This window comes from Reyranella sp., from assembly GCF_050185545.1.
Classification (GTDB): Bacteria; Pseudomonadota; Alphaproteobacteria; order Reyranellales; family Reyranellaceae; genus Reyranella.
This window is the reverse complement of record NZ_JBFWZI010000172.1, coordinates 1-15,555: the sequence shown is the minus strand read 5'-3', so window position 1 is coordinate 15,555 and position 15,555 is coordinate 1. Positions and strand designations below refer to the sequence as shown.

The 15,555-nt window shown below is 66.9% G+C and carries 18 protein-coding genes; 10 read left to right on the top strand and 8 right to left on the bottom strand.

Annotated features, from left to right (window positions below; translation table 11 throughout):
- On the top strand, nucleotides 1-429 hold a 429-nt coding region (gene trhA, locus AB7O82_RS30455), incomplete at its 5' end, for a PAQR family membrane homeostasis protein TrhA (RefSeq protein WP_428620961.1).
- Nucleotides 430-523: 94 nt separating this feature from the next.
- Here the strand turns inward: trhA and AB7O82_RS30450 are convergent.
- Together AB7O82_RS30450 and AB7O82_RS30445 are read right to left on the bottom strand one after the other, a co-directional pair.
- Nucleotides 524-892, bottom strand: coding sequence for a nuclear transport factor 2 family protein (locus AB7O82_RS30450; protein WP_428544312.1), 369 nt, complete (start codon nucleotides 890-892; stop codon nucleotides 524-526).
- A gap of 204 nt (nucleotides 893-1,096) precedes the next feature.
- On the bottom strand, nucleotides 1,097-1,654 hold the full coding sequence (locus AB7O82_RS30445) for a VOC family protein (protein WP_428544315.1): 558 nt from the start codon (nucleotides 1,652-1,654) through the stop codon (nucleotides 1,097-1,099).
- A gap of 136 nt (nucleotides 1,655-1,790) precedes the next feature.
- Here AB7O82_RS30445 and AB7O82_RS30440 point away from each other — a divergent pair, with 136 nt between their 5' ends.
- Both AB7O82_RS30440 and AB7O82_RS30435 read left to right on the top strand, forming a co-directional pair.
- Nucleotides 1,791-2,594, top strand: a complete 804-nt coding sequence (locus tag AB7O82_RS30440; protein ID WP_428544318.1) for a class I SAM-dependent methyltransferase — start codon at nucleotides 1,791-1,793, stop codon at nucleotides 2,592-2,594.
- 31 nt (nucleotides 2,595-2,625) lie between these two features.
- A complete protein-coding gene (locus AB7O82_RS30435) occupies nucleotides 2,626-2,976 on the top strand; it encodes a hypothetical protein (RefSeq protein WP_428544321.1) in 351 nt (116 codons plus the stop codon).
- Here the strand turns inward: AB7O82_RS30435 and AB7O82_RS30430 are convergent.
- From AB7O82_RS30430 to AB7O82_RS30420, 3 genes are all read right to left on the bottom strand, one after another.
- Complete coding sequence (locus AB7O82_RS30430) at nucleotides 2,973-3,407, bottom strand: hypothetical protein (protein WP_428544323.1); 435 nt, start codon at nucleotides 3,405-3,407, stop codon at nucleotides 2,973-2,975. The two genes, AB7O82_RS30435 and AB7O82_RS30430, sit on opposite strands and share 4 nt — an antisense overlap.
- Before the next feature lie 490 nt (nucleotides 3,408-3,897).
- Nucleotides 3,898-4,587: a hypothetical protein gene (locus AB7O82_RS30425; RefSeq protein WP_428544326.1), complete on the bottom strand. Its 690-nt coding sequence runs from the start codon at nucleotides 4,585-4,587 to the stop codon at nucleotides 3,898-3,900.
- A 206-nt stretch (nucleotides 4,588-4,793) separates the two neighbouring features.
- On the bottom strand, nucleotides 4,794-5,048 hold the full coding sequence (locus AB7O82_RS30420; protein WP_428544329.1) for a hypothetical protein: 255 nt from the start codon (nucleotides 5,046-5,048) through the stop codon (nucleotides 4,794-4,796).
- A 181-nt stretch (nucleotides 5,049-5,229) separates the two neighbouring features.
- Here AB7O82_RS30420 and AB7O82_RS30415 point away from each other — a divergent pair, with 181 nt between their 5' ends.
- Together AB7O82_RS30415 and AB7O82_RS30410 are read left to right on the top strand one after the other, a co-directional pair.
- Nucleotides 5,230-5,997 carry a LuxR C-terminal-related transcriptional regulator gene (locus tag AB7O82_RS30415; protein WP_428544332.1) on the top strand — a complete coding sequence of 256 codons (768 nt, stop codon included), beginning with the start codon at nucleotides 5,230-5,232 and terminating at the stop codon, nucleotides 5,995-5,997.
- A gap of 192 nt (nucleotides 5,998-6,189) precedes the next feature.
- The gene (locus tag AB7O82_RS30410) at nucleotides 6,190-7,884 is read left to right on the top strand and encodes a VWA domain-containing protein (RefSeq protein ID WP_428544334.1); all 1,695 of its coding nucleotides are present in this window, start codon (nucleotides 6,190-6,192) and stop codon (nucleotides 7,882-7,884) included.
- A gap of 18 nt (nucleotides 7,885-7,902) precedes the next feature.
- Here AB7O82_RS30410 and AB7O82_RS30405 read toward each other — a convergent pair whose 3' ends face one another.
- A complete protein-coding gene (locus AB7O82_RS30405; RefSeq protein WP_428544337.1) occupies nucleotides 7,903-8,337 on the bottom strand; it encodes a universal stress protein in 435 nt (144 codons plus the stop codon).
- A 230-nt stretch (nucleotides 8,338-8,567) separates the two neighbouring features.
- Here AB7O82_RS30405 and AB7O82_RS30400 point away from each other — a divergent pair, with 230 nt between their 5' ends.
- The 4 genes from AB7O82_RS30400 to AB7O82_RS30385 are packed head-to-tail and all read left to right on the top strand — an operon-like array spanning nucleotide 8,568 to nucleotide 13,251.
- A complete protein-coding gene (locus AB7O82_RS30400; protein WP_428544340.1) occupies nucleotides 8,568-10,394 on the top strand; it encodes a hypothetical protein in 1,827 nt (608 codons plus the stop codon).
- A 43-nt stretch (nucleotides 10,395-10,437) separates the two neighbouring features.
- Nucleotides 10,438-11,649, top strand: coding sequence for an ABC transporter permease (locus AB7O82_RS30395; RefSeq protein WP_428544343.1), 1,212 nt, complete (start codon nucleotides 10,438-10,440; stop codon nucleotides 11,647-11,649).
- Nucleotides 11,650-11,653: 4 nt separating this feature from the next.
- Nucleotides 11,654-12,322 (top strand): ABC transporter ATP-binding protein, encoded by a 669-nt coding sequence (locus tag AB7O82_RS30390; protein ID WP_428544346.1) that lies wholly within the window; start codon nucleotides 11,654-11,656, stop codon nucleotides 12,320-12,322.
- Nucleotides 12,319-13,251, top strand: a complete 933-nt coding sequence (locus AB7O82_RS30385; RefSeq protein WP_428620960.1) for a hypothetical protein — start codon at nucleotides 12,319-12,321, stop codon at nucleotides 13,249-13,251. Before AB7O82_RS30390 ends, AB7O82_RS30385 begins: the two co-directional genes overlap by 4 nt.
- A gap of 146 nt (nucleotides 13,252-13,397) precedes the next feature.
- On the opposite strand, the gene AB7O82_RS30380 is transcribed toward AB7O82_RS30385, so the two are convergent.
- A complete protein-coding gene (locus tag AB7O82_RS30380) occupies nucleotides 13,398-13,748 on the bottom strand; it encodes a VOC family protein (protein WP_428544352.1) in 351 nt (116 codons plus the stop codon).
- A 109-nt stretch (nucleotides 13,749-13,857) separates the two neighbouring features.
- Between AB7O82_RS30380 and AB7O82_RS30375 the strand changes: the two genes are divergently transcribed.
- Nucleotides 13,858-14,268: a hypothetical protein gene (locus AB7O82_RS30375; protein WP_428544355.1), complete on the top strand. Its 411-nt coding sequence runs from the start codon at nucleotides 13,858-13,860 to the stop codon at nucleotides 14,266-14,268.
- A 9-nt stretch (nucleotides 14,269-14,277) separates the two neighbouring features.
- Here the strand turns inward: AB7O82_RS30375 and AB7O82_RS30370 are convergent, their stop codons facing one another.
- Nucleotides 14,278-15,144: a TauD/TfdA dioxygenase family protein gene (locus AB7O82_RS30370; protein WP_428544358.1), complete on the bottom strand. Its 867-nt coding sequence runs from the start codon at nucleotides 15,142-15,144 to the stop codon at nucleotides 14,278-14,280.
- Between the last annotated feature and the right edge of the window lie 411 nt (nucleotides 15,145-15,555).

Sequence of the window (15,555 nt, the reverse complement as noted above, 5' to 3'; positions counted from 1 at the left end):
TGGCGCGACTGGCTGCAGCGCTTCGACCATGCCGCGATCTTCGCCATGATCGCCGGCACCTACACGCCCTTCACGCGCCTGCTGGAACCCGGCTGGGCGGTCGGCCTCACCGCCTCGGTGTGGGGCGTCGCGGGCGCCGGCATCGCCGGCAAGCTGTGGCGCCCGCTGCAGGATGGCGCGCTCGTGCGCGCGCTTTCGGTCGTGGTCTACCTGGCGTTGGGCTGGATCGGCCTGGTCGCGATCGAGCCCTTCGTGACGTCGCTTGCCGGTCAGACCCTGGTGCTGATCTGCATCGGTGGCGTGATCTACTCGGCCGGAGTCATCTTCCATCTCTGGCACCGGCTGGCCTACCAGAATGCGATCTGGCACGGCTTCGTGCTGGCCGCGGCCTGTGTCCACTACGCCGCCGTGCTGACGACGCTGGGCTAGCTTCTGGCGAAGCGGCAGCGAGCGGATCCCGTCCGGGGCGCGGCAGCCTTGCCCGCCGCGCGTCCCGGCCGCGGCGGCAAAAATCGCCGTCCTGTCAGCGTGCCGGCGCCGCGTCGGTGAAGCCGACCACCGATTTCATGCGCCCGTCGCCCGCCATGACCACGAAGTCCGTGCCCTTGATGTAGAGCGGCGCCTCCTGCGTCCCGCCGGCGACCCAGCTGAACCGCACGTAGTCGTGGTGCACCTCCACGCCGCTCGCCAGGTTGAGGCGATAGCCGGGGAAGTGCTGCTGCGCCGCGGCGATCATGGCGTCGAGGCTGTCGTGACCACGGCCCTCGCGGGCGGGGTCGACGTAGGTGCCGTCCTCGGACCACACCTTCGCCACCAGCTCGCGGCGCCGCCCGGGCTCGCGCTCGTTCCACGCCGCCAGATAACGAACCACGGCTTCGTTGACGTTGGCCATTGTCCTGCTCCTTTGAGACGAGGGTTGCGCCCGCGCAGGGCCGATCAACGGCGGCGTCGATGCGACGCCGACCGCAACGATTGCTCTGAAGAGTTCGCGTCTTTCCATGCCCGCGAAGCTATGGCGGGCGGGCAACAGGGTCGATTACCCAGGGCGTAATTTGACTTCTTCAGGACCACGCATGTGGTCCGGAAGACGCGTGCCTCAGCGATGTGGGCGGATGTCGTTGTTGACGGTGCGATCGCCGGCCGACCAGCGGCGCAGGGTCTCGTGCGCGGTGGCGCGCTGATGCGCGGCGATCTTGTCGGCACCGGGCGCGTCGGCGGTGAACTCGACGATCAGGCCGTCGGGATCCTGCACGTAGATCGACGTGCAGTAGCCATGATCGACCTGGCGCACGGATTTACCGGCGGCGGTGAGCCGCTGCTTGATCTCCTTCTGCGTGGCGTCGCTGACGGCGAGCGCGATGTGGACGAACGAGGGTTGCTGGCGCGCCTTGAAGGCGGCCGCCGCTTCGGGGTCGGGGAACTCGAAGAAGGCCAGGGCACCGCCGTCGCCGATGCCGTAGAAGGTGTGGCTGTAGGACAGGCGCTTGCCCGGAAACTGCGGGAACTCGGCCTCCTCGACCCAGGTCGCCAGCAGCGGCAGGCCGATGATGTCCTCGTAGAACTGGCGCGTCCGCTCCTGATTCTCGCACACATAGGCGTTGTGATGCAGACGCTGCGGCAACTCGCTCAGGATGCGATTGGATTGATCGGTCATGTCCGTCTACTCCTGGTCTTGCGTTGGCGGCAGGGGTCTTTGCCCGGAACGATCACCGTGCTTCGTTCAGTCTAGCCCCGGCGCGGCCCCGCCCGTAAGGTCCTCGAAGAGGAAACGTCAGGGGGAGCCGATCGGCATGGTTTCGACCTTCGTCGCCCACGGGGCGGCCGCTTACGATCACTACATGGGCCGCTGGAGCCGAAGGCTGGCGCCGCTGTTTCTCGATTTTGCCGGCAGCGCCGCCGGCGAGCGCGTGCTCGATGTCGGTTGCGGCACCGGCAGCCTCAGCCTGGCGCTGGTCGAGCGCTCGGCGGTCAAGGCAGTCGAAGCCATCGACTTCGAGGCCGATTTCGTCGCCGCCTTGCAGACAAGAATTGGCACCAACCCGATCACGGCGCGCCAGGGCGATGCCTGCGACCTGCCGTTCGCCGATGCCTCGTTCGATCGAGCCCTCTCGCTCCTGGTGTTGCATTTCGTGTCGGATGCCCAGCAGGCGGCGCGCGAGATGCGCCGCGTCGTTCGGCCGGGCGGAGTGATTGCCGTCTCGGTCTGGGATACGTACGGCGGCATGCCGAGTCAGCGGATCTTCTGGGATACGGTGGTGGCAATCGAGCCATCGGCTGACGGGCGCCGTGCGGCGACGATGTTCCGGCCGGCGACCCAGCCGGGCGATTTGCCCGACCTGCTGAGCCGCGCAGGATTGACCGATGTCCGCGAGACCCTGCTGACCATCCGCATGGAGTTCGCCAACTTCGAGGATTACTGGCAGCCGCTGCTGACAGCGCAGGGCAACCTGGGGCAGTTCGTCGACGGCCTTGCGGCGCCGACCCGCGCGCGCGTGATCGAGGCGGTGCGCGCGGCCTATCTCAGCGGTCGGCCGGATGGACCGCGCAGCTTCGCAAGCGTCGCCTGGGCGGCGCGCGGCACGGTGCCGGACTAGGCTCTATGATGGAGGAGACGGCAGGCATCTCATGGCTACCGATCGGTCTAGTGATGACCTGGAAGGACTGCGGCGCCGGGTCGTTGAGCTGCAGGCGACTGCCGAAGCCGAAGCCGAGCGCTACAGTCGCCAGACCTGGATGCGTTGGCTTGGGGTCGTCTTTCCGATCCCGTTCGTCGTCGTGCTGCTGCGGCTCTACCTCGACGCCTGGACATACTATTTTGCCGGCGCAGCGCTGATCGTGTCGGCGATGGTCCTGTTCGAGCTCGACACGGCGGCGCGCGATCGCAGCAATGCCGCCGGGCAGGCGGCGGAGGCAGCACAACGCGACTACGAGGCGGCGTTGGCGGCGCGGCAGCCCGACGCGCCGATCCCTTGCTAGCCGCGCGGCGGCGGAAGAAGCGGCGCCCAGAATTTGGGCTGGAGCTCGACGTACTCGATCCACGGGCCGGTCTCGGCCTGGCCATCGTCGAGATGGCCGACATCGCTCACCCAGTAGCCGAAGGTCCGGCGGTTGGCGTCGAACTTCCAGACGCCGATCACGATCTCGCGGATGACATGGCCGTTGAGGCCGGGGCAGAACAGCAACACCGGCTGCGAGTCCTTGGGCGCGGTGCCGATCGGCTGCCATCCCGCCACGACGCCGCGCAGCTGCTCGATCTCGGCCGCCGCCCGCCAGCGCAAGTCGTCGGCGATCTGCCGCAATTCCTCGTCGGTCGGCCCGTCCGGCCGGTGCATCAGGCCGCGCGAATCGTGACACTCGGCGCGCAGAGCCTCGACGATGTCGGCGAGCTTCTCCTTGGCATGCGTCATGTCGGCAACCCCGATCGTCGTTCAGGTCATGGTACAGGCCGTTTCCTAATGCATTATCGCGCGACTGCACAGAGGGCGGCTTATGCCTCTGACGGCAGGTCGGGCATTCCAGGTTTCTTCTCGCCAGCGAGTCTGCCAGGGGGCGGACACATCTCATATTCCTCCCCCGTAATCGGGGGAGGTGCCCCGTCACGGGGCGGAGGGGGCAAGCCTCACGCGAGGTACATGAAGTTCCGACGTCGGAGTCTTGTGAATCTCGTTTGAGGCTTTCCCCTCCGGCCAATGGCGCTGTAAACAGCGCCTACGCGGGCCACCTCCCCCGATTACCGGGGAGACACCCAGCACGCCCGGCGCGCACCACGACGGTGGGAAAATCGGTGTGGTACCCGCCCCGATTTTCATAGGAGTTCCCCACCGGCCCGAGGGCCGACCCGCCGTTTCCTGAAACTGGTGATCTAATTTCTTGCTAGGAAAATGACGTGCAGCTTCGCTAACTGCGTTTCGTCGCGCGATTGCGTGGCGCGCGGTCCTCGGCGACGGCTGGCCATTGCCGTGATTGGCCGAGGAGAGTGTCGCTCGCCTGCTGGACCTTGCCGGCGAGCCAGGCCGAGCCGCCGCGCTCGGGATGGACCAGGCCGAGCAGGCGCTTGCGCGCGGCGCGGATCGTTGCGTCGTCGGCGCCCGGCTCGAGGCCCAGCACCTCGAGCGCCTCGCCGTTCGACATCGTCTCGCCGCCCCGCTCGTCGGTCAGGGCCAACCTGTCGTTCAGAGCCACCGGCGAGGAGCTGGCGACGTAGGCTTCGAGTATCGCCGCCGCCCGGCGCACCATCTCGGGATCGTCGGCGGGATCGAAGTCGCGCACCTCCATGTCGAATGGCGCCGGCCGGCGGCGGAACAGACCCGAGACCCAGTGCAGCGGCGCGAGCAGGGAGCGCCACTTGAGAACCGTGGGCACGATCAGCAGGGCGGCGCCGACCAGCATGGCGAGCGACCACTGGCCGTCGGCGATGGCGTAGATCAGGAGACCGATGCCGGCGATCAGCAGCAGCAGCAGCATCCAGCGCGCGGTGCGCAGCATCGTCCTGGGGTCGCTGTGCACGAACCAGTCGAGGAACTTGGCAAGGGTCGCCAGCACGGACAGGCCGAGAACGATGGCACTGATCACGACCATGTAGTCCATTACCGCGCTCCCGCGAAGGGCCGGCCGACGACCGGCATCGGCGCAACACTATTCGGAAACAGGCGCGTCAACCAGCCGGCAGACAGGCGGTGGCCACACCGTGCTGCTGTCGACGACAGGGAACATGCGGAAACCTGCTCGACGACAAGAAGCAGGCCGACACGCGCGCCGCGCCATCGCCATGACCGTTGCCGACCCTGGCCGAGTTACCGGCAGATCACCTCCAGCCTGGCGCTCCAGGGCGACGAGCAGAGGATGTCCGGGAAGAACAGATGCACGACGCTCGCGAAGGCAACCAGCAGCACGAGGTACTTGCCCACCTGCCAGACCCACCCGAGCAGAAGGTACGCAACCAGCAGTCCGCCGCCGACAAGGCCTGCGCCGGCGATCAGCCGCTGCGGCCCAGACAGGTCATTCCAGGCCGACGACCCGGCCGACACCAGTCTTTCCCAGAGTTCCACCACCCGCACACCCTTTCACCGGCGCGGTCGCGTCGAGCCCGGGCTGGAAATCGGACGAGCGCACCATCCCTGACCCCTTCGGGGAACGCCGCTCGAGCGACAACGAGGGGCCTGCCACAGCTTGATCACGGTACATGGTAGTGCAAATTCCCTACGCTGGCGTCGGAAAAAAGGGCCAGTCATGACGCTGGCGGTAACGAACCTCGAAGGCGACGTCGGCACGGCCTGCGGCAAGGTCGCAAGGCGGCCACAGGTCCTTATCGTAAGTGGCATGCGCCTCTATCGCGAGGCAACGGCCGCCATGCTGGCTGCCACAGGGCGAGTCGAGATCGTCGGCATGGAGGGTGGGACCGAGCCGTCCTCCGGTACCGCTCCCGATGTCGTGCTGCTCGATATCGACTGCCTGAGTTCGCCCGCTGGCGCGCCGGCCCTGAATTGTCCGCCGACGGCCAAAATCGTCGCGTTCGGGGTCTCGAACGTCGAGCACGAGATCCTGGCCTGCGCCAAGGCCGGGGTTTCCGGCATGATCGAGAAGAACGGCTCGGCCGAGGACGTCCTGGCGACCATCGAAGGCGTCGTGCGCGGCGAAGTGCCGTGTCCGGCGCGAATTGCCGGAACGCTGCTGCAGTGCCTGACCGCTATCGTGCATTGGCACGCTCATCGGCCCAACGTCGCGGGGCTGTCGAGCCGGGAGGTCGAGGTGATCGAGCTCATCGACCGAGGCTGGTCGAACAAGAGGATCGCCCGTCAACTCGGCATCAGCGCCGCCACGGTGAAGAACCACGTCCACAAGATCCTCGAGAAGCTCCAGGTGCGCCGTCGTGCCGAGGCGGCGGCGGCCATGAGGAGCATCGGGGCCGCGTCGGCCCGGTCGATGGTTCGCCACTGGTCTGCCCTGCTGCTGGCGGCGCCGGCCGTGGCCCAACTGCCCATGGTCTATCCGCTGTAGACCGTCGACGAACTCTCGTTGCCCCGTCCGGTCCATCGACGCGGCTGCCTCGGTCGGTGACGCTTTGGGAGTGCTTCGCCGCCGGCCAGTCGGTGACGCGCACGCACGGCTGCTGCCGGTGGCTTGCTGTCGGCGGGAGGTCGAGCGCAGTCGGTCCAGACCGTCAATCATGTCCTCACAGGGGAGGGTTTCATGGCACTCCGACAAGTCACGTGCACGATCGATGGCGTCATCGTTACGATTGTCGAAGACGACGTAGCCGGGACGCTCACTGTTTCCTATGAGCTGGATGACGGCTTCGCAGGCGACTTCCGTGGGTTCTTCTTCAAGCCCGGAGTCGATGTCGGGTCGTTGACGGCCGCAGGCGTCGGCGTGACCGAGTTCCTGGGCGATCCGGACGGCATCCAGGACATGGGCCAGGGCGCCAACATCCATGGCGTCGTCGGCAAGGCCCTCGAGCCGACCTTCGGCGTCGAGATCGGCGGCCCGGGCAATGGTCAGGGCATGATCGAGGCAGGCTCTTTCGTCCTCACCAGCTCGGATGGCCCGCTGACCCTCGAGGATCTGGGATCCCAGATGGGTATCCGGATTACCGGCGGCAACGCCGCCGGCAAGCTCCTGTGCGACATCCCGGCTGCCCCGCTGGCGCAGGACGACATCGCCTATGTCGAGCTGGCTGATACGGTCGACATCGATGTCGCCGCCAACGACTCGGACGCCGACGGCGATCTCGATCCGACGTCGGTCGCGATCACCGATCCGCCGGACTTCGGAACCGCCGTGGTCAATCCCGACGGCACCGTGACCTATGCCGACACGATCGTCGACACGGCGGGCGACGACAGCGTCGTCGACGCCTTCCAGTACCAGATCGACGACGACGACGGGAATTTCGGCCAGGCCGACGTGGCTGTGAATGTGATCGACCCGTTGCGCGAGGTCCAGGTCGATGACGCTGTCACGCCGAACGGCCAGTCGATCAGCCTCACGGTCGCGACCGAGGACCGCACGGCCAACGATTCGAGCTTCGTGGAGGTCGACATCGTGACCGGCGACCTGGTCGAGGTCGACGTCAACGTCGCCTTCGTGTTCGACGCCTCGGGCAGCATCTCGGCCGCCGAGTACGCCGAGCAGATCGAGGCCATCCAGGACACGATCGACCTGCTGCGAACCCAGTTCACGGGAGCGGAGAACGACGTCGAGGTCCAGCTGATCCGCTTCGCGACCGGCGCCGACGCTTCGGCGAATTTCGACCTGTTCGATGCGTCCCTCGACGACATCTCGGCGCTCGGCATCACGACCCAGACCGGCGGGTTCACCAACTACACGGCGGCTCTCGCTCTGGCGAACGACTTCTTCGATGCCGTCGATCTGGCCGGAACGGAGGACAATTTCGTCCTCTTCGTCTCGGACGGCGAGCCGACCACGGGGGGCAGCTTCCTCGACGAGGCCGCCGATTTGCAGGCGCGGGCCTCGGTGACGGCCGTCGGGTTCGGCGGCGGTGTCAACGAGGCGACGCTCGACCAGGTCGACAACACCGGTGGCGCGGAGGTCGTTCCTGATGCGGAGTCCCTCAGCGACGTCTTTGCGGCGTCGCCCCTGTTCAATGCGGTGCTGGTCGACTTCGACCTCACGCTCAGTGTCGACGGCGGGGCGCCGATCGTGCTGGCCGACGATGTCGGCGATCTGGTCGACAACGGCGGTGGCGATTATTCGCTCGATCTCGCCTCGGTCGGCGGGCTGTGCGGCGCCGAAAGCTGCATCAATGTCTTCACCGCGATCGCGGTGTTCGATACCGATGGAAACCTCGCGACCGACGCCGACCGGATCACGCTGACCGGCGTGAACACGGTGGAAGGCGCGGTGCCCGACGCCTTCTGGGTCTGACCCGACCGGGCGGTCGCCCTAGCTCTTGGCGCGGGCGACCAGGACCGGACAGGGCGCCTGGCGCATGACGGCCTCGGCGACGCTGCCCATCAGCGCTCGCTTGAGGCCGCCCCGGCCATGGCTGCCGATCACCACCAGGTCGGCCGGCCAGTCCCTGGCTGCGTTGACGATCTCGCCGGCCGGGGGGCCGATCTGGATGAACTCCAGAACCGCCAGCTGCTCGGGCAGATGCTTGCGGAAGTCGGCGATCAGCTTGCGCGCCTCGTCCTTGGCCGAAGCGACCAGCGTCTCGGGCTGGAGGCCGGTATCGGCGGCATTGACCAGTGCCGGCTCGATGACATGGATGAAGGCCAGCTCCGCGCCCGCCTGTCGCGCCAACTCGGTGGCGATGTCGACGGCGTGTGCCGCGATCGGCTCGCTGTCGACGGCGACGAGAATCCTGCGGAAGATCACGGCGACCTCCTGAACCCAGAGAACGGGCGAAGGATGCCCTCGGCAGGAGCTGATGGCTAGGCACCCCCGTCGCGACATTGTCGCCGTCGGCATGACCGCGAACCGGCGTCTTCGACGTGGGCGGCGCGAACGATCTGGCCTGCGCGTCTGCATATCTGATGGCGTTTGCATCATCGCGCCGCGTGTCTACTATCGCGCGTTCACGACACGAAGCCGCTAGGGAGATCGAGATGGCGAGGCGCAAGAAGACGGCAACCAAGAGCCCGCAGCGCGGAAGTCCCGGCGTCAAGCCCGGGGCGCCGGCAGGGAGGGTTCCGGCTGCTCGCGCCACGGCCGACGACTATGCCCGGCGGCGTGCCGAGGTCGACGAGCAGGATCACAAGGAATTCCAGACCTATCTGGCGGACAAGAAGGAGGCCGACGAGCGCAAGGCCAGGACCGTCGCCGTCGCCGAACCGCCGGCGCGCAACGGCATCAGCCGGCGCACCATGTTCAACGTCGCCGTCGGCACCGCCGCGGTCGCCGAGGCCGGCGTCATCGGCTACAAGGTGCTGGGCAGCGGCTCGGTATCCGATCACGGCGTGCGCCACGCCGGCGACAACTACACCGAGGTACAGCGCCACAACATCACACGCGAGGTAGTCGACAGCCGCGCCGACCTGCGCGGCCAGAGCCTGGGCAACTGGGTGGCCCTGCTGCCGACCAAGATGGGCGGCGGCACCTACGCTATCGATCTCAACTCCAACCGCGTTCTGGCCTCGATCTGGTACTGGAACTACGGCGACTACAATCCGATCAGTCATCACCTCTGCGCCTTCCCCAGCGCCGATCCGATCCACGGCTTCGAGTTCGTCAACAGCACACAGGGCGGCCAGAACTCGCTGATCTACGGCATGCCGACCGCCGTGACCGCCGAAACGGCGCCGGGCGGCACCAACATCTACCGTGTACGCTTCGACGGCACGCAGATGCAGCTGATCGAGAACGTGTCGGAGACGACCGGGCTGGGGCTTGGCGTGCACGTCACGATCAATCCCAAGGACGCGCAATCCTACTTCGTGACCGACGGCCAGAAGGACATCGCTGCCTGCTTCGATCGCACCACCTCCAAGGTCAAGGCGGCGCTGCGTTTCGACTGGGAGCCCAACGTGCGCGACCTGCGCGAGGCATGGATCAAGGGCGGCACGCTCACCATCAGGAAGATCTATCCCGATCCGCGCACCGGCCTCTTCGACTACCGCGGCACCAAGGGCAACAAGATCGACTGGGAAATGGTGCCGATGGGCGAGCTGTTCGTCGAGGAGGGCTCGCTGCCGGGCGACGATCCGCTGGCGTTGACCGGCGCCGACGGCACGATCTGGCATCCGGAGGGCCGTTGGGCCGCCACCGTGGTGCGGCTGTGCGGCGGCATCTGCATCCTCGATCCGGAGAAGAACTTCGATCCGGTGGCGTTCCTGCAGTTCAACAAGGATTCGAAGGGCCAGTACAAGGTCGAGCAGATCGACAAGGACACCTGGAAGGTGGTGTTCGACAAGATCCATTCGCCGGGCCACGAGATCGGCTTCTCGCCCGACGGCAAGTTCCTCGTGATGATGAACAATCTGCGCGAGAACAATTGCTCGGTGTACAGCACCTCCGATCCCGATCCGCGCAACTGGCGCAAGATCGCTCATGTCGAAGATCCGCTGTGGCGCGGCAAGTATCCCAACCCGTTCCACATGGTGTTCTCGCTCGACAGCTCGAAGCTCTACCTGACGATCCTGCATCCCTCGCCCGCATTCAGCGGCATCATGGTGGTCGACACAAAGACCTGGACGATCGCCAAGGAGATCCAGGGCATCGGCCCCGACCTGCAGACCCCCGCACTGACCTACGACGGCAAGTACGTGGTGACGCCGTTCAGCGGCTTCCAGCGCCAGTCGAGCGGCATCGCCGTGATCGACACCTCGACCGACACGCTGATCGGCATCCTGCCGAGCAACGGCGGCCACCATGACTGCGTCATCATCCCGACCAAGCTCGAGCATATGAAGCACACGCGTTCGTGCACGCTGTGAGGAGTCTTTTCCTCCCCAGCCGGGCTGGGGAGGAGGAATGATCATGCGCTGGCTGCTCGCAAACCTCGCTTTGCAGAATCTCGGGCGGCGCAAGGCGCGCACCCTGCTGCTGATCGCGGCTGTCGCGGTCGGCAGCGGGGCGCTGTTCGCCGGGGCGACCCTGATGAGCAGCATCGAGCGCAGCATGGCGGTGGGGTTCACCCGTATGGGCGCCGACCTGATGGTGGTGCCCGATGGCGCGCTCACCAACATCACGGCGGCGCTGCTCACCGTCGAGCCGACCGACCTCGTGCTCGATGCGGACCAGATCGACAAGGCCCATCTCGCCAGCGTCGGCCGCAGTGCGCCGCAGAAGATCGCGCGGGTCGAGCATTCCGGCATCGGCAGCCACCACGACTCGGTCGACCTGATCGGCTTCGATCCAGTGCGCGACTTCACCATCCAGCCGTGGCTGGTCGAGAAGCTCAATCGCGGCCTGCAGCCGGGCGACGTCATCCTGGGCGCCGGCCGTGACGCCCCGCTCGGCTCACAGCTCCTGGTCTTCGGCAAGCCGCATGTCGTCTACGGCCGGCTCGGCCGCACCGGTGTGGGCACGCACGAGCGCGGCGTGTTCATGGCGTCGGCCACGCTGGAGGCGCTTGCGGGCTCGATCCAGGGCCATGGCAAGCCGCTGCCCGTGCTGCAGCCCGGCAAGGTCACCGGCTTCCTGATCGAGCTGGCGCCCGGCGCCACCTCGTTGCAGGCGCGCTTCGCCATCCTGTCGACCCTGCAGGGCGTCAGGGTGGTGAGCGGCGACACGACCTTGAGCGGCATCCGCCAGGGCCTGACCTCGCTGCTCGACGGCATCCTGGTGCTGATGATCGTCATGCTGGGCAGCACGGCGCTGATGGTGAGCGTCCTGTTCTCGGCCATCGTCGCAGAGCGGCGGGCTGAGCTCGGTCTCCTGAAGGCGATCGGCGCCCGGCGGGCACAGGTGCTGGGCATGATGGTGGTCGAGGCCATGCTGGCGACCGGCATCGGCGGCGCGCTCGGCGTGGCGCTGGGGCTCTTGGTCATGCGGCTCTACGAGCGCTCGCTGGTCTACAATCTCGAGCGGCTCGGCGTGCCCTTCCTCTGGGACGACCTCGCGAGGACGGTGGCCTTTGCCGCCGGCGCGATCGTGTTGTCGGTGCTGATCGGCGCGCTGGGCGTGCTCTATCCGGCCTGGCGCGCCAGCCGGCGCGACGCCTACGACCTCGTGCGCAGCGAGGCGTGAGGCGATGCTTGCGTGCCGGCAGCTCAGCAAGACCTACCGCACCGAGCGCGGCGATGTCGCTGCCGTCGTCGACCTCGATCTGGAAGTCCAGACGGGGCGCTACGCCGCTATCATCGGTCGCTCCGGCTCGGGCAAGTCCTCGCTGATGGCGATGATCGGCGGCCTGAGCCGGCCGAGCGGCGGCAGGGTGACGATCGACGGTACCGACATCTGGGGCCTGGGCGACGATGCCCTGGCGCGCTTCCGCAACAGCCGCATCGGCTTCGTCTTCCAGTTCGCGAGCCTGCTGCCGACCTTGCGGCTGGTCGACAATGTCGCCCTGCCGGCGATGCTGGGCGGCGCGCGCGACAGCGCCGGAACCTACGACAAGGCCTCGGCCCTGCTGGCCCGTATGGGCTTGCGCGACTATCTCGACGCCTATCCGTCGGAAGTGTCGGCCGGCGAGCAGCGCCGCGCCGCCATCGCCCGGGCGCTGATCAACGATCCGGTGCTGCTGCTCGCCGACGAGCCGACCTCCGATCTCGACGAGCAGACCGAAATCGAGATCATGGACGAGCTTCTGGGCGTCAACCGCGAGCTCGGCACCACCCTGGTCCTGGTGACCCACAACCTTGCCCTGGCCGAGCAGGCCGGGCAGATCGTTCACATCGCCAACGGCACGCTGGTCGAATGATGAAGCGTCCCGATCCGCGCAAGCTCTCGCCGGAGCAGAAGGATGCGCTGATCCGCGATCTGCAGCGCCAGGTGGCGACCGGGCAATCCGAACTGCGCCTGCTCAGGCGCCGGCTCGGGCTGACGCAGCAACAGTCGCAGGCCGCCGCGTCCGATCGCGCCCCCTTCGATCGCAGCCGGTCCGATCGCAGCCCGTCCGATCGCGGGCCGTCCGATCACGCCCCATCCGGCCGTGATCTGTTCGATAAGCTCGCGGCCGCGGCGCCGCGGCCTTCAACCGCGCCGCCGACCGGCATCGCTGTGAAGCTCGGCCGCCATCTCGGCCTCTGGCGCTCGCCGATGGTGATGGGCGTCGTCGGCGTGGTGCTGGCGGCCTTCGCGATCGATGGCGGCATCGGCATCTGGCAGGATCAGGCGCTGCGCCGCTACAAGCAGGCGCGCCTCCTGCTCGAGCACCAGGCGTTGACGTCGCTCTATGTCGAGCTTAAGCGCATCGTGCCCGAGCCGGACGGCAAGTCCTATCGCATGACCATTGCGATGCAGAACATCGACGCGGCAGCACCGCTCTACGTGATGCTCAATGCGGTCGGTGTCTACGCTCAGTCGGGCCTGATCTGGCAACAGGTGCCGTCCAGTCCCGCCGACGGCGCGGGCCGCGGCGTGGTGAAGCTGGTCGACGGGTACACCTACGACATCGTCTTCACGCCCGAAGTGGCCAGCTGGGCCGAGCTGATTCCCGGTTACATGCATGTGCGCATCCAGTCCGACATGCTGATCAGCCGCCAGGCCCAGCCCGGCAACGACATCGTCGAACGCCGCACGCCGTTTTACGTCTACCTGAAGCCGCACGGCGCCAACGATGCCGACATCAAGGCGCGATCGAAGATGTCGGGCACGCCGCCGGTCTTCATCCCGATGCCGCCGCATTGATCTCGGTCCTCCCCAAGCTGCGCTTGGGGTAGGTGTTGGCGTCTTCGCGGATGGAGTGTCATGGTCTTCTGGACCGCGGGCGTCCCGTCCGCTCATGCGTCATGAGCGGGCGGGACGCCCGCGGTCCAGAAGAACCTGACGCTCAGCTACTTCTGCACGACGCAGAATTTGTTGCCGTCGGGATCAGCCAGCACGACGTAGTCGGCACCGTCGGGATAGCGCCAGTCGACCCGGCTCGCGCCGAGCCCGAGCAGCCGTTCCACCTCGGCCGCGCGGTCCGAGGCGTAGAGATCGAGGTGGTGGCGCTGGTGGGTCTGCGGGTCGGACGAGACGAGCGTTATCGCCATCTGCTGACCCGCGCCGTCGACCGGCACCAGGATCGCCCAGTCCTCCGAGGGTGGCCGCAGGGGCGTGTAGCGCAGTGCCTCGCACCAGAACCGGATTGCGCGAGGCACGTCCTGCACGCCCCAGACAAGCGAGCCGATTCGCAAGTTCATCCCTGTCGCCTTTCTTTGGTTCCGCCTTCTTTGGCCCAACCCTGCCTTGGAATGACGTGCACCCATGATATTGGTTCCAGCGTGCGTCCGGTTGGCAAGGAGGAGAGCCATGGCGTTTGCGATCAAGGCCGAGGTTCGCAATTCGCAGGCGAGGACGTTCACGTTCCTCGCGCAAAAGACGATGTATGGCGGCAAGCGCATCGCCGAAGGCGACACGGTCTTCGTGTTTGCGAGCGAGAACGAGGGCGGACAGGGCCTCGTTGGACGCGGCATTGTCACGTCGGTCGAGGCGATCGCGAGGAAGCGCGGCATTGCCCGGCAAACGCCCCGCGTCAGTCTCTCCATCAGGCGCACCGCGCTCGCGAAGCGGCCGCTGGGGCGGAATGAGCTCAGGTATCTCACCGACTGGAATGACGGCCAGCCCGGCACCGAGCTCAACTTCAAGCTCTATCGACAGGCGACCAACAAGCTCGCCGGAATCAGCGATGAAACGGCGGCATTCCTCGACGGCTTCTTCTGATCCCCGGGCTCAGTTCGGCAGCGCCGCCTCGGCAATGGGGTCGCCCGCGATGCGGCTGTGCCACATGATGCGGCGCTGCTTCATGTCCCACGGCGTGGCCTGGTGCATCAGGCATCGGTTGTCCCACACCACGGCGTCGCCCGGCACCCAGTCGTGATGGTAGATGCGCGGCTTCCGGCAGGTGAAGTCGACCAGCTCCTGCAGCAGGCGATCGGACTCCTCTTGGGAGAGCCCCGGGATGTTGTGGGCGTGGCGGCCGATCAGCAGCGATTTGCGGCCGGTCTCGGGATGGGTCTTGACCAGGGGCCGCAGCGGCACCGGGCCGTTGTGGAAGCCATAGCCGTTGTACTCGCCGTCGGCCTTGTCGGCGAAGTGGCCCATCTTGGCCTGGCTGTAGTGCAGCGAATGATAGGCGGCGAGACCCTCGATCCGGGCCCGCATGCCTTCGTCGAGCGCATCGTAGGCGGCGCGCAGGTCGGCAAACCCGGTATGACCGCCGATGGTCGGCACCTCCTCGGCGCTGAACACGGCGCCCTTGGCCTGCACCGGCATGTAGGTGCTGTCGCAATGCCAGCCCATGTTTCCCTTCAGGACCTTCATCCTGTCGTCGTTGTCCTCCTCGCGCCGCAGGGTGCCGTCTTCCTTGACGTTGCTCAGCGACACCATGTCGAACTCGAGCGGGCCAAAGCGCTTGGCGAAGGCGATCTGCTCGTCGCGCTTCAGGAACTGGCCGGGAAAGATCAGCAGGGCGTACTCGAGCCAGGCGGCGTAGAGCGCACGGAACTCGGACTCGTCGAGCGTGCGGACGTCGAGGTTGCGGACGACGGCGCCAAAGGTGGTGGCGTCGAGCGGTTCGATGTCGAGCGTGCGCGCCATGCCAATCCTCCCGGGATTTTGCAGCTGCCGCGAATTCTAACGAACTTCAGGCTGGCCCCTCAAGTGACCCGGCCGCGCTTCTTGGGAATGGCAGCGATGAGCGCAGCCCGGACCGGCATCGCCTGCTTCGGCTGCCGGCACTTGGCGAATGCTCAGGGGCGCCCGACGATCCGTTCCTCCCCAGCTTCGCGGGGGAGGTGTCGCGTCATACGCGACGAAGGGGTCACGACTCTCATGGCTGGGAGCGCGCCACTCCTGTGGCGCTCATGGGTGTGTTGTCGACAAGAAGAGCGCCACAGGAGTGGCGCGCTCGTGCGACCGCGAGTGTGTCTGGCTTGGAGGGTGGAAGTCCCTTCCAGGCAAGCCCACTCCGGCCTGTAACCGACTGCAACTGCGTCGTCGCGAGGCGAG